Origin of the sequence: Bradyrhizobium sp. CCBAU 53338, assembly GCF_015291665.1 — a bacterium.
Taxonomy (GTDB): Bacteria; Pseudomonadota; Alphaproteobacteria; order Rhizobiales; family Xanthobacteraceae; genus Bradyrhizobium.
The window spans coordinates 761,147-774,384 of sequence record NZ_CP030049.1 but is presented as its reverse complement, the minus strand read 5'-3'; the positions used below and the strand labels follow the sequence as shown (position 1 = coordinate 774,384).

At 55.9% G+C, this 13,238-nt stretch carries 10 protein-coding genes and 1 pseudogene; all 11 read right to left on the bottom strand.

Features of this window, described 5'->3' with window-relative positions; genetic code table 11:
• Positions 1-94: 94 nt before the first annotated feature.
• Positions 95-1,649, bottom strand: a pseudogene (locus XH90_RS37790) (MFS transporter).
• Between the two features lie 124 nt (positions 1,650-1,773).
• A complete protein-coding gene (locus XH90_RS37785; protein ID WP_164933844.1) occupies positions 1,774-2,799 on the bottom strand; it encodes an Ldh family oxidoreductase in 1,026 nt (341 codons plus the stop codon).
• A 25-nt stretch (positions 2,800-2,824) separates the two neighbouring features.
• Entirely contained in the window at positions 2,825-3,592 is a 768-nt protein-coding gene (locus XH90_RS37780; protein ID WP_128929616.1) for a LamB/YcsF family protein, read from the bottom strand.
• Positions 3,570-4,616 (bottom strand): biotin-dependent carboxyltransferase family protein, encoded by a 1,047-nt coding sequence (locus XH90_RS37775; protein WP_128929617.1) that lies wholly within the window; start codon positions 4,614-4,616, stop codon positions 3,570-3,572. Before XH90_RS37775 ends, XH90_RS37780 begins: the two co-directional genes overlap by 23 nt.
• The gene (locus XH90_RS40065) at positions 4,613-5,317 is read right to left on the bottom strand and encodes a carboxyltransferase domain-containing protein (protein ID WP_128929618.1); all 705 of its coding nucleotides are present in this window, start codon (positions 5,315-5,317) and stop codon (positions 4,613-4,615) included. Before XH90_RS40065 ends, XH90_RS37775 begins: the two co-directional genes overlap by 4 nt.
• A gap of 16 nt (positions 5,318-5,333) precedes the next feature.
• Positions 5,334-6,758, bottom strand: coding sequence for an MmgE/PrpD family protein (locus tag XH90_RS37765; RefSeq protein ID WP_128929619.1), 1,425 nt, complete (start codon positions 6,756-6,758; stop codon positions 5,334-5,336).
• A gap of 22 nt (positions 6,759-6,780) precedes the next feature.
• Positions 6,781-7,998 (bottom strand): pyridoxal phosphate-dependent aminotransferase, encoded by a 1,218-nt coding sequence (locus tag XH90_RS37760; RefSeq protein ID WP_128929620.1) that lies wholly within the window; start codon positions 7,996-7,998, stop codon positions 6,781-6,783.
• A 71-nt stretch (positions 7,999-8,069) separates the two neighbouring features.
• The gene (locus tag XH90_RS37755; protein WP_128929621.1) at positions 8,070-9,137 is read right to left on the bottom strand and encodes an extracellular solute-binding protein; all 1,068 of its coding nucleotides are present in this window, start codon (positions 9,135-9,137) and stop codon (positions 8,070-8,072) included.
• Positions 9,138-9,254: 117 nt separating this feature from the next.
• Positions 9,255-10,322, bottom strand: coding sequence for an extracellular solute-binding protein (locus tag XH90_RS37750; protein WP_128929622.1), 1,068 nt, complete (start codon positions 10,320-10,322; stop codon positions 9,255-9,257).
• 71 nt (positions 10,323-10,393) lie between these two features.
• Positions 10,394-12,208: an ABC transporter permease subunit gene (locus XH90_RS37745; protein WP_164933842.1), complete on the bottom strand. Its 1,815-nt coding sequence runs from the start codon at positions 12,206-12,208 to the stop codon at positions 10,394-10,396.
• Positions 12,205-13,233 carry an ABC transporter ATP-binding protein gene (locus tag XH90_RS37740; protein WP_128955179.1) on the bottom strand — a complete coding sequence of 343 codons (1,029 nt, stop codon included), beginning with the start codon at positions 13,231-13,233 and terminating at the stop codon, positions 12,205-12,207. The genes XH90_RS37745 and XH90_RS37740 overlap by 4 nt, the downstream gene beginning before the upstream one ends.
• Positions 13,234-13,238: the final 5 nt, after the last annotated feature.

Here is a 13,238-nt window from a genome sequence, read left to right as displayed (position 1 = left end):
GCGAGAGACTTGGTGCATACTTAACTTAGCTATTGGATACAATCAACCAACTTCTGCGTCGAAAGGTGAGAGGGCGCTTGGATCGTACTCAAGATCAAAGCATTGCTTCGGGTTTTGGCGGAAAATCGCTTCGCGTGGGAACAATCCGGCTATCAATCAGGCGATGCACACGACGCAGATCCTTAGGCCCCCGATGTAGACTGCGAAGCGACGCCAAGTTGTCAGCGTCTGCCCGTACACGGCGGCCATGATGACGCAGATATTCGATCCACGTTGGCGAGTAGTAGCTTTCAACCCAGACGAGTGGCCGTTCAATGTCTCGTAACAAGGCCCAACGACGGGCCCAGTCACGCAAACGGATACGACGCCGTTCTCGCATCAGCTCAAGAAAGCGAAGAGTATCCTCGTGGGCAATTTCATACTCTATTAAGACCAAGACCGGCCCCGAATCCGGCTTGATCTCGACCATAGGCTCGGGCGCTTGGAATGGTCCGATGGGATCGAGATCATCGCCGGACAACGCGTGAAGCGGATATTGAAAGCCCAAGACCGCTCCGATCATCATTACGGTCCCTGCCGCCACGAAGGCGATCGAAAGACCGTGTGAACCTGCAACTTCGCCCCAAAGCCAGGATACAAGGGCCATCCCGCCGAAAGTCGCGGTCTGATAGAAGGAGAGCGCTCTTCCAACCACCCACCGTGGCGTGACAGTTGCACGGTGACGTTGAATAAGGACAATGAAATGACCCAACAGGCACCGGCGACAAGTAGTGCGATGCAGCTAAGGGGCATCGAAGTTGAAGCGCCCAACAAGATGAGCGCGAGCGCAAAATTCGCGAAAGTTGCGCGAATGACAACCTCGTTATTGAACTTGCGGACAATGGCAGCGTTTGCCAAGCCGCCGCCGATCGCACCGAAGCCAAAAGTGCCCAACATCATGCCGTAGGTTAGTGCCGTTCCCTTCAACGTGTCTCGTGCAACCAACGGAAGCAGAGCCAAAACGACGACACCGGCCAAGTTGAAGATCGCCGTTCGTAGGAGAACTCTCAAAAGATGGGGAGACACCCTGATGTAACGAAGGCCGGCACCAATCGCTGCTCCCACATGCTCGGGGGGAGCTCCGGCTTTGGATAGTGCGGCTTCCAATGCAAGAGCGCGCCTATCAGCGGCAGTGTGAGAAGAACATTCGCAGCGAACGCCGCGGCGGACCCTGCCACTACGACGACCAATCCGCCCGAGGCAGGGCCAACGCTGCGCATCATGTTGAAGCTGAGCCCATTCAAACCGACCGCGCCGGCAACATCTTCCTTTGAGATGACATCGCCTATCGAGGCTTGCCACGCGGGATTGTACAGCGCGTTGCCACAACCGATTAGAAATGTAAGGGCGAGAAGAAGCCAAGGATCCAGAACATTGAAGCAGATAGAAGTCGCGAGAACCGCGGATACTAACACCATGCCACCTTGTGCCATGATCAATATGCGACGACGACTATAATTATCCGCCAGCGCACCCGCTATCATCGAGAAGATCATCACGGGAAGGGAATTCATTGTCTGAACCAGCGCCACCATGGCCTGCGAACCCATCATAGTGGCCATGACCCAGCTGGCGCCCACCGACTGCACAAGCGTCCCGAGATTCGACATCATCGTCGCGATCCAGAGCGATCGAAACGCCTTTTGCTTTAATGGAGACAGAAACAGGGGAACCGGCACAATTGTCTCGGTGATGCTTTTGGCAACACTTGTCGCCTTCGCGATATCAAGATCGCTAGTCCTCCGCCAAACTGAGAACGCGCGCCCAATTGCGCGCATCGACCGACAGCATTCCGCTTTCATGCACCGCTTGGCGACGCCGATAGCGGTTATCGGCCGGCATGCGAGTTGATCCTGCGTGTTTCAATTCCGCTATTAGCCTCTCCAACTGTCCCTGGAACGAAGCATTCCCGCCAGCACCGGGATCAAGGGCCAAAATGAATTGCCCGGCATTCGAGGTCTTCGCCCCAGGAAAGTTGGAAGAACAATCTTCAAATCCGAAGGTGCCGCCGGAGAGTGCCGCCACCAGAACCTCGGCCATAAAGGCAAGCGACGCTCCTTTTGCTCCGCCGAACGGCAGGAGCGCCCCCCCGTCCAGTATCGCCGCCGGATCAGTAGTTACGTCTCCGTCCCTGTTAATTCCGACCCCTGAAGGAACGGGTCTACCAGCGGCAGCGTGCAGCAGGATGTCGCCGTGCGACATGATGCTCGAAGCTTGGTCCCACACCAAAGGCGGCGCGTTTGTCCTTGGACAGGCAAATGCGATCGGATTGGTGCCGAGCGTCTTTCGCTTACCCTGCCAAACAGCCATATGGCTGCGACTGTTCACCATCGCAATTGAGATCAGACCGGCGCGCGCCAGGGGTTCCACGTCCTGCCACAAAGCACCAAAATGATGCGAATTGCGGACAAACATCGTCGCGACACCTTGGCTCCGAGCCATACCAGCAAGACGGTTCGAGAAGGCGCGCGTTGCTTGTTGAGCAAACCCGTTGTCAGCCTCAACCGCCAAACAGCCGGGCCGCGTCTGCTCGCAAGCCGGTTTAGCTGCAGTATTAATCCAGCCGCTGGATATGCTTGAGACATAGCCGGGCAAGCGATGGATCCCGTGGCTTCTACTGCCGTCGATTTCGGCGCCGGCAACCGTTTCGGCAATGATTCGTGCGATGGGTTCCGACAGTCCCGCTCTGCGCAAGGCCGAAGCTAATTTGGGTTCGAGGATCTCTAGCGGGATCTGAATTTCGTCGTCCGCTACGGTCAAGTGACGCTCCGCGATGAACGCTGTTCTATTCGACAAGCTCTGTCAGTGGCGTCACTTGTCCACCGCCTCTCTCAATCGTGTCGCGCAAAGTCTTGGCAATCTCGACCGAGCCAGGCGTATCTGAATGAACCAGAATGCTTTTCGCATCCAACTTGATTCGTTTTCCCGTGATAGCTGTCACCGTGCCGTCATTCAAGAACTGGCTTGCTCTCGCGGCGATTTGATCGAGATCGTTGATGACTGCTCCCTGCTTCTTTCGCGAAACGAGCGAGCCGTCTTCCTCGTAGGCCCGGTCGGCATAAATTCGTCCAACAGTCCGCAACCCGATCTTCCGCGCGTAAGCTTGCCAAGGGCTGCCGGGTTCTCCCGGCACGATGATGTCGGGATCATAGGCTTTGAAAGCATCGAAGATGAGCTGAAGATATTCCGGTGTTTCGCGCGACATCATGCCAAAGACGCCATGCGTACCGGCATGTGTCACCTTATAACCTTCAGCCTTGGCGATCGCCGAGAGAGCGCCCAACTGGTAAAGTGCGTGTTTCCGCATATCGTGGGGATCAATCTTCATCGGAACACGACCGAAGCCTAGTAGATCGGGCAGGCCGACATGCGCTCCTAGCGCCACTCCCCGCGCTCTCGCCTGCGCCGCCATGTCGGTCATGATGACCGCATCACCCGCGTGAAAACCGCAGGCCACATTCGCGGACGAAATCAGCGCCATCAGAGCGGCGTCATCGCAAAGCCGCCAACGCCCGAACCCTTCTCCGATGTCAGAATTGATATCGATTTTCATCGTTCGCCATCCCTGCCTCGGTTTCTCGCGAAATGCGCGCTGGTACGCCGCCGTTGTCGGCCGTCGCTATCAGGCAACCCAGCCTGTCCAAATATTTCACGATCTCAGATAGAGCCTTACGCGCTTCGGTTACCGAACATTCCACGAAACGGAACACGCTGCCTGGCCGCGCTTGGGCGACGCGCCAGAGATCGGCTTCTATGACGTAACCAATTTTCGGATAGCCACCCGCAGAGTTGCCGTCGACCAATTGCACGATAGGGCGCCCGCCTGGGGGCACCTGGATCACCCCGGGCGTGATCGGACATGATCGCATTTCTCCGGGGTCGGTACGCATCAGTTCGGCGCCATCCAATCGATAGCCCATTCTATTGCTCTGAGCGGAGACCCTCCAGGGATCACGCCAGAACGTTTGCTGCGACCTAGATGTGAAATCATCATATTCTCCGGCACGAACGACGCGGAGAACAATATCGTCCTGCTCCGCTAATGCGTGAAGTCCGCGTTCGAGAACGTTGTCGGGCGGCAAGACGGAGAGTTCGGGTTGCGGCTGCGCACTCTTTTTCAGAGCGCCTAGCTTGTCGCCTACGCGAAGCATGCGCCCTTCCAGGCCACCAACGCGTTGCCTGAAATAGGTGCTGCGGGATCCCAGCACCTCGGGAACGTCGATGCCTCCGGGCACACAAAGATAGGCTCTAAGCCCCATACGTGCCGGTCCAATCGCCAGCTCGTCGCCCGGCGCAACCGCGAAACGCGACCATGGTGCGACTTGACGTTGGTTGAGAACGGCCTGACAATCGGCCCCACACAGTGCAACCATGATTTGCTGATTGAACAGCAACCGCATGGGACCCATCTGGACCTCAATTCCGGCGGCCTCAGTGGAATTTCCAAGCAAGATGTTGCCCACCGATAGAGCGACCCGGTCGGCCGCTCCCGTTCGGGCAATTCCATGGTGACGTTGCCCTATCCGCCCCAAATCCTGCACAGAATTCAAGGGAAGCGTTTGAAGCACTTCGATCATGTCTCAACCCGTTCGATTCGGAAACGAATGCAGTCTCCCAGGTCAAGAACGTTGGGCGGCGTTTTGCTGAAGTCGAACGGTATGGGCGATGCCGGTGCATGTCCGAGTGCGTACCAGCCGCTTGGAACGAGCGAAGGCTCCTCCCCCGGCTTCAACGGCGGTCCAAGAGACGTCTGCGCTCCCGCCATGCTCAAATTTGGACCATTGGGTACCATTTGAGGTTCAGGCCGGCGTGGCAGGTGCAGCCGTCTATCCAGTCCGAAGAGAAAGCCGAAGCCTGGACCCGTTCCAGGCGCAAAGACAGTGTAATTGCCTGCCGAATGCAATTCAGCCACCCTGCTCGGCGATACTCCGAGACGATCGGCAACTTCGCGCAGGTGCCGACCTGCAGCTCCCCCGTAAACGATCCCGATTTCGAGTGTGCGGCCATTACCGGACCAAGCGGTCGTTCCATTCCATTCCGCCAAAAATCTCATCGCCAAAGGCTCGGTGTCCGTTGTCAAAGGGTCGACAACGATTAAGAGGCTGTTCAATCCCACCTGCGCGTCAGTCACCTCTTGCCAATTCCGGACCGTTCTATCCAACGCCCAAATGCGTTGCTGCGTTTGCAACGAAAGTGGCCCTTCGGCATCGAGCAGCAGAGCCGAAGCACCGCAGTGACTGACCCTCGGTGCATCAAGAACCACTAGCTTTGCGCACATGCCCGTACTTTGTCCGTCACTGCAGCTCTTCAAGGCCCAATAGAATTGGTGTACCGACCCGGTTCAGCCTGTCCAAATGTTGGAAACGTGTCAAAATAAGATCCGACCTGGCGGAATCGAACATTCCATCAGTACACGCCCGATATTTCCGCTCCAGATGTTCCCAACTGACGGGGTCGCTGCTCGAGCCGATATAATTGGATTTGCGCCGTTTAAAGAGACTCCCGTCTCGCCGCATGACATCAACTTCGGTAAAGGCTTTTCCGGCTCTGTAGAGCGGCTCGAAAAGCTCTGGCGTGCTCTGGTCTGGATGAACATAAGGTTCAACCGACTCCATTATCTTGCGCGTCGCGGGATCCTTGAGCGCATCGGGAGTGAAATCGGCTAGCGTGACGTCGCCTTTTCGCAGTGCCACAGCCACGCAATAGCTGTAGCTAAATTTTGCCTGTAAGTGACTTTCAGGCCGATCATAACGCATGATGTTAAGCGTTTGATAGCTGGTGCCGCAACGCACCGAGGTTATATCTGCCAGATCAAGCTCTTTATTTCGGAGGCCTTCGACAAGCACGTCGAGAGCCGGGAGCACCATCGCGCAAACCGGATATAGCTTGACGTTGATGCGCATCACTTCAAAGGGGGCTCCCATGTCGCGCATTGCGTCTTCAAAACAGATCACACTCAAGTCACCGAATAGGTGCATGAAACCTTCATGACCCTCGATGGCAGTCGGGCTTGCGTCGATGCCAGCCAGAGCCAGCTTTGCGGCCATTACGCCGTTCTCGGCAGCACGGCCGGCGTGGACGGGCTTGGTCGACGTTCCAAAGTTCTGACGGATGCCACAAGCCATCGAGGCGGCGATCCCCAACGCATCTCTGGTCTGCTGCGCGTCCAAACCCAACAGCTTTGCCGATGCAGCCGTCGCTGCGAAGGTTCCGAAAGTCGACGTCGTATGCCAACCGTTGGCATTATGTTGGTAGGTCATCGCCCGCGCAATCTTGGCGCCGACTTCCATCCCAGCCACATACGCGGTGATCAGTTGTTCGCCCGAAACGTTGCGCTCGTCGGCCAGCGCAAGAAGCGCCGGAACCATGCCAGTGGATGGATGGCCAAGCATAGTCGCGTTGCCGTCATCGAAATCGTGCACATGAGCTGCCACACCATTGAGAAAAGCCGCCGTTCTCGCCGTCGTGCGCAAGGAAGTGCCGATAACCAGCGATTTGCCGGGTTCATCGACCAAAGCTTGACGCGCCCTGCTTGCGGCCGCCTCGCCTGCGCCCGCAAGCGTCACAGACAACGTGTCTGCGAAAGCGCGCTTGGTCGTCTCCACCGCCTCTGTCGGGATGTCGGAAAAGCGCAGTTTCGTAACCCAATCAGCAAGGAAGGCGGTCACGGGTGGACGTGATCGCGTCGCCTCGGCGGCACTGGAAGTGATCTCGTTCATATTATGATACTTCGAATTTGGTTCAGCGTAAGGCTAGAACCGCGGAGCGGATCGCTGCCACGGCGGTACGCAAGTCGTCGTCCGACGACGCGATGGAGATACGGAAGTAAGGAGAAAGGCCATAGGCCGCGCCTTGTACAACTGCGATGTCGGCCTCGGCCAGTAAGTAATCGCACAGAACGCTATCAGACGAGATTCGGCCGCCTGCCGGCGTCGTTTTCCCAATCAGATCGGTACAGCTCACAAAGATATAGAACCCTCCCTCAGGGCGCTCGGCGGAAAGACCTGGAATTGCCTTGATGATCGGTAAGACAAAATCTCGCCGCCGGTGGAACACAGCTACGCGCTGGGCTAAGAAATCTTGTGGCCCTTCGAGTGCGGCCAGAGCAGCAGCCTGCGCGATTGAACATGCGCCACCCGTCGCTTGCGACAAGACTCGAGTAATGTCCCTGATCAGCCAATCCGGCCCGGCGCAATAGCCGATACGCCAACCCGTCATGGCGTATGCTTTGGAAACGCCGTTGACCGTCAGGATGCGCTCCCGCAAATCGGGCGCAATCTGCGCCAAGGTGTAAAACGGCCGCCCATCAAACCGAATGTGCTCATAGATGTCATCTGACAAAGCAAGGACGTTAGGATGGCGACGCAATATTTCGGCGAAGGAAAGCAATTCCGCCTTTGAGTAAATTGATCCCGACGGATTGTTTGGCGAATTCAAAAGAAGCCAACGCGTCCGAGGTGTGATGGCCGCCTGTAGTTGTCCAGGCTGCATCTTGAAGTCACTTTCGACGCCGCACGCGACTATCACCGGCTGTCCGCCGGCGAGCCGCACCATGTCTGGCATCGGCACCCAATAGGGTGCAGGTATAATGACCTCGTCGCCGTCGTTTAAGGTTGCGGCGAAGGCATTATATATACTTGGTTTCGCGCCCGGAGCGACCACGATCTGATTGACTCCGTATTCCAAGTCGTTGTCGCGTCTCAGCTTGCGCGAGATGGCCTCGCGCAGCTGAATGGTACCCGTATTGATGGTATAGCGGGTTTCTCCAGCTCGGATCGCCGCAATTGCCGCTTCCTGAACGTGCTCTGGCGTATCGAAGTCAGGTTCGCCCTGTGCAAGGCTGATAACGCGCTTGCCTGAGGCCACTCTCAACTTTGCTTTTTGAGCCATGCTCTCGGAGACATCGACCTGAATCTTGCCAACCCGCTTCGATCTGCTTCGTGTATTCAAATTAGTCACCGCTTCCTAGTCCGTGAGAACGACGCCAGGCTTTCGACCCGTCTGCGCGCGGGCTCGGCTGTCGCAGCCTCTTATTTGATGAGCCAAGCGTTGAACATTTCATTCGACTTGGACAAGTTTTCACCCCAGAAGCTGACATCGAGGGGCACGAGCTGCTTAAAGTTGTCAGGCTGCGTCGGGATCAAATACAAGATCTTGGGGTCGATATATTGGTAGGCGCTGATCGAAGCCGTTCCGTTCAGGACGCGCGCTGCACGCGCGGCTTGTCGCTTCGGATCAAGAGTGAATTCGATGAGCTTCTGAACCATCGCCACCTTCGGATTCCCTTTCGGAATCGACCAGCCATATGCGGTGTAATAGCCTTGATTCCATAGGATCTTAAGATCCTCTCCTTGCACGATAAGCTCCGCTGCCCGGTTGACATAGGTCGCGGTAATGTCGATTTCGCCGCTGTGTAACAGCTGCGCGCTCTGCGGCGCCGTCGTCCACCACATAGCGATCCGCGGTTTGATTTGATCGAGCTTCTTGAATGCCCGAATCCAACCGGCATCTGTTTTCAGTTCGTTTATGATGGCCTGGCCGGGCTTGACGCCGTCGGCGCGCAATGCCCACTCGATGTTGTCCCGGCCGCTGTTGCGGAGGGACCGCACGCCAGGGATCGCTTTGTCCCACATGTCCGCAACGCAAGTCAGATCTTTCCCGGTCGCGGAGGTCCGATAAACCGTTGAATAGGCTGATATCGAGTCGGGCACAAAACCGGCGAGGTTCCTCAGCTCCACCGGAAGGTCGTCATACAGGTGTTTTGGAAGGGTGATCTTTTCAACCAAATCCAAAGCCAAATATCGAACTGCTTCGTCCATGCCTGCGCCAATGCAAGCATCGAAGATATAATTCTTCGTGTCGACCATCGACTGCATCTGGGGCAGCGGCTGCGCGGCTCGCACCACGGGAACGACCGTGATGCCGGTAGCCTCCGTGAAAGGAGTGTAAAAGAGCTCCTTATAAATCTGAGATACGGAGCCACCAGCATCTGCAATGTAGAGAGTTTCGCCCGCTGCCGAAGCGCGACCCATGATCGCGGGTGCTGCTAACGTTGCGCCCGCCAGCATTGTGGTCTTAGTAAACTTTCTTCTGTTCATTTCTGGCCTTCCGTTAGCGACTTACGCCGACCGCGGATTTCATCGAATGTCGTCGGAGGCAATCATCCCGGGGCGTTCAAAGGGATGGTCGTTGCCGATAGTGCCGATCATCATTCGTCATTTCACAAGCCACTGATTGAACAGCTCATTCGATTTCGTGAGATTCTCTCCCCAAAAAGCCACGTCCAACGGGACCATCTGCTTGAAATTATCTGGTTGCGTCGGGACGTACTCGAGCACCTTCTTGTCGATAAATTCGAAGGCACTTTTCGAGGCGCTTCCTTGCATCAACTCGGAAGCAAGCGCGGCTTGACGCTTCGGATCCAATGAGAACTCGATGAGCTTCTGCACCAAATGGACCTTTGGATTGCCTTTTGGGATGACGTACCCATAGGCAGTGTAATAACCTTCGTTCCAAAGCACTTTGAGGTTCTCACCTTGCCGGATCAGCGTTGCAGCCCGGTTCGCATACGTCGCTGTAATATCGATCTCCTGAGCTTGCAGAAGCTGAGCGCTTTGTGGGGCCGTACTCCACCAAGTCAGGATTTTCGGTTTGATCTCATCCAATTTTCGAAATGCGCGCTCCCACCCGGCTTTTGTTTTCAGCTCATTGATAATGGCCGGTCCCGCGGGAACGCCATCCGCTCGAAGCGCCCATTCTATGTTGTCGCGACCGCCAGTACGCAGCGAGCGAACTCCCGGAATGGACATGTCCCAAATATCGGCAACTCGTTTCAGATCCCGTTTTGTCGCTAACGGCCGATATACCGTCGCAAACGCTGCAACGGAGTCCGGATAGAAGCCCGGAACATTTCTGATGGAGTCAGGAAGGTCGTCATATATTGACCTCGGCAACTCAATTCGTTCGCTGAGCCCCTCAGCATCGTAGCGGACACCTTCATCGAGACCGGCGGCCCCATGCACATCGAACGTATAGTTCTGCGTTTCCACCATGGTCTTCATCTGAGCCAGCGCTTGGGCTGGCCGAACGACCGGAACGACATCAATTCCCGTGCTTGCAGTAAAGGGCGTATAGATAACCTTCTTGTAGGACTCGGTGTACGCACCGCCCGCATCCGCAACATAGAGGGTCTCACCGGCCGCCGATGCGCGTCCGACGATGGCGGGTAGTGGGAAAGTCGCGCCGGATAGCGCAGCTATCTTGACGAATTGCCTTCTATTCATTGTTGGCCTCCTCACTAACCATTGCCTCGAACTGACGGCTCTAATGTCGGCCCATCCAACCGATGCAAGCGCTACACGCGTCTGGACGTCCCGCCAACGGAATTGGCTATGAGCATAAATCCGAGAATTAACGCCAGGAGTAGCGTCGACACTGCTGCCAACTCCGGTGACGCCCCGTACACTGCCTGTTGGTATAGCTGCTTCGGAAGCGTGGTGAAGCTGCCTCCCGTGACAAACAGAGAAATCGTCACTTCGTCAAACGACTGGATGAATGCGAAAAGAAACGCGCCATAAACTCCAGGCTTGATGATCGGCAGCATGATATATCGGAAGGTCTTGAATTTTGACGCGCCCATCGTCCATGCGGCATAGTCCAACGAACGATTGTAATTTTTGAGCACGGCCATCAGTGACATCGTGGCATAGGGCAGCGCAAACACCATATGCCCCATGATCAATCCGACCCATGTGCCAATCAGCCCGAAGCGGGCATAAGCGTAGAACAGCGCGACCGCCGTGATGATATGAGGCAGAAAAATCGGAATGGTCAGCAGCAGAATTATCAGGAACTTTGCCCTCGTCTTTTGACGAACGAGAAATAGTGCCGCCGGAATAGCGATGGCAATGGCCATCAAGCTGGTGATGGCGGCGATGCCAACCGATCGCCAGAAAGCCAATACCCAGATTGGTGAGCTAAGGACCGACGTGTACCATCGGAGTGAGAAACCCTGGGGCGGCCAGCCGAACAGAAGGCTGTTAGAGAATGAAATCGGAACGATACAGAAGATCGGAAGTATCAAGAACAACGCAATTGCCAGCGAAACCATCGACAGAATGGGTCTACTCACCCTTTGCCTGAGCTTCACCGTCCGTCCCGTCAGTTTTTCGGCGACCAATCCGAAGCTGGCGGTAATCCATGAAATTCCGTTGATTAGTTTCATTCCGCCACGGCGGAGCATTCGGTTCAGTCTCGACGGATGCTGGTCGCCCTCTTCTCCGGTCAGAATGTGCATTCCAACCACCCGATCAAACAGAAAGAAGGAAATAAGTGTTGCCAGCAACAGCATGGCGGATATCGCCGCAGCGAAGTTCCAGTGCAACACCTCGGTAACTTGTTCGATGATCAATTGAGCGATCATCGTTTCCCGAGGACTCCCGAGCAGCTGCGGCGTGATGAAAAACCCAAGAGCACTCACAAAGATCAAGATACCGCCGGCCGCCACTCCCGGTAACGACAGAGGAAAATAGACCCGCCAAAAACCATGGGAGGGGCGGGCACCCAGCGTGCTCGCCGCTTTTTCCAAGTTCGGCTCGATGCCCTCCATTACGGAGTACATCGTAATAATCGCCAAAGGCAAAAGCGAGCTGCTCAGGCCGATCATCACGCCGTTCCAGTTGTAGAGGAAGGCGATCGAATGATCGAGCCAGCTCAACTTCAAGCCGGTTACGTTGATCAAACCGCGGCGACCGAAGATAATAATCAGTGACAGATTGCGGATCAGAAAGCTAGTCCAAAGCGGCACCAGAACGGACGTCAGGATTGCTGCTCGAACCCCTGCATTTGCTTTGGAGAGTGCATATGCAACGGGGTAACCGAGCGTCAGGCAGATCCCGGTGGCCCAAGCAGCGGTTTGAATCGTTCGCACGAGCACGCTAACGTATAGATTGGTCTTAAATACTCGCGAAAAATTCTCTAGCGTCAGCGCACCGTGAGCGTCAAAGAGGCTGAGAACAAGAATTCCGCCGACAGGCAGTACAAATACGACGGATAGAAACGTCAGCAGCGGTGCTATCTGAAGAAACGGCCAGCGCGCTAGCAATTCGCTCAGAGGTAGGCGCCGATCTGATCGCGGCCATGATCCCGGGATGGTCGTCCGATCTGTCACGTTCCTACATCCTTTATTTCTACCGACCGGGAGGCGGCCCAGCTCAAGATGCAACGTTGACCGTTCTCGATATCGTGAGGAGCCTGTGCATTCAGAACAAGGGCTGAAAGGACGCGATCGGACGCCGACTTGAAGAAGTACCGGGTTGTCGGCCCAATATTGATGCGCTCAATAAACGTCGCTTCGGTCCGGTGGTGCGCGGGAACGACGTCGGCGTTGACGCGAACGTATTCAGGTCGAACCATCAGTCGCGTTCCCGCCTGCATGGGCGTCACGTTGCCGCTTGCATCGCTCACTTCGCCAGCCGCCATGATATTGGACTGTCCGATGAAGTTAGCGGCGAAGACCGTCGAGGGGCGATCGTAAATTTCGTTCGGTGGTGCCAGTTGCTCGATCTCGCCACCGTTCATCAGACAGATCCGATCTGACATGGCCAACGCTTCTTCTTGGTCGTGGGTCACGTAGATGATGGTCGTCTTTAATCGCTTATGCAGATGCTTGATTTCGATCTGCATCTGCTCGCGCAAGTTCTTATCCAGCGCGCCCAAAGGTTCGTCCATCAGTACGATCGACGGCCGGTAGACCATTGCGCGTGCGAGAGCCACGCGTTGTTGCTGACCACCCGATAGCTCCTTGGGCACACGCTCGGCAACGTGAGGTAAGCTGATGATCTCCAACATCGACTTTACCCGGTCGCGTATATCAGCCTCCGGCATCTTCCGCATGCGCAGCGGAAATGCGAGGTTTTCCGCGATACTCAAATGAGGAAACAAGGCATAGTTCTGAAAGACCATGCCAATATCCCGATAAAACGCGGGCTCGTTGGTAGCTCGACGACCGTTGATGTAGATCTCGCCGGAGTTTGGAGGGGTTAGTCCGGCGATCATGGTTAGGAGCGTCGTCTTTCCGGAGCCAGAAGGGCCCAATAGAGTCAGAAATTCTCCTTCGGCCACATCGAGAGACGTCGGCTTCAAAGCGTCGAACGCACCGTACCGTTTCGAGAGGTTTTCGATCTTGAGCTTCATTCGTA

What these genes read in the sequence shown, in the direction of transcription:
- XH90_RS37780 (WP_128929616.1), bottom strand. Translation starts at nt 3,592, where the DNA reads ATGAAAATCGATATCAATTCTGACATCGGAGAAGGGTTCGGGCGTTGG.
- XH90_RS37775 (WP_128929617.1), bottom strand. Translation starts at nt 4,616, where the DNA reads ATGATCGAAGTGCTTCAAACGCTTCCCTTGAATTCTGTGCAGGATTTG.
- XH90_RS40065 (WP_128929618.1), bottom strand. Translation starts at nt 5,317, where the DNA reads ATGTGCGCAAAGCTAGTGGTTCTTGATGCACCGAGGGTCAGTCACTGC.
- XH90_RS37765 (WP_128929619.1), bottom strand. Translation starts at nt 6,758, where the DNA reads ATGAACGAGATCACTTCCAGTGCCGCCGAGGCGACGCGATCACGTCCA.
- XH90_RS37755 (WP_128929621.1), bottom strand. Translation starts at nt 9,137, where the DNA reads ATGAACAGAAGAAAGTTTACTAAGACCACAATGCTGGCGGGCGCAACG.
- XH90_RS37750 (WP_128929622.1), bottom strand. Translation starts at nt 10,322, where the DNA reads ATGAATAGAAGGCAATTCGTCAAGATAGCTGCGCTATCCGGCGCGACT.
- XH90_RS37740 (WP_128955179.1), bottom strand. Translation starts at nt 13,233, where the DNA reads ATGAAGCTCAAGATCGAAAACCTCTCGAAACGGTACGGTGCGTTCGAC.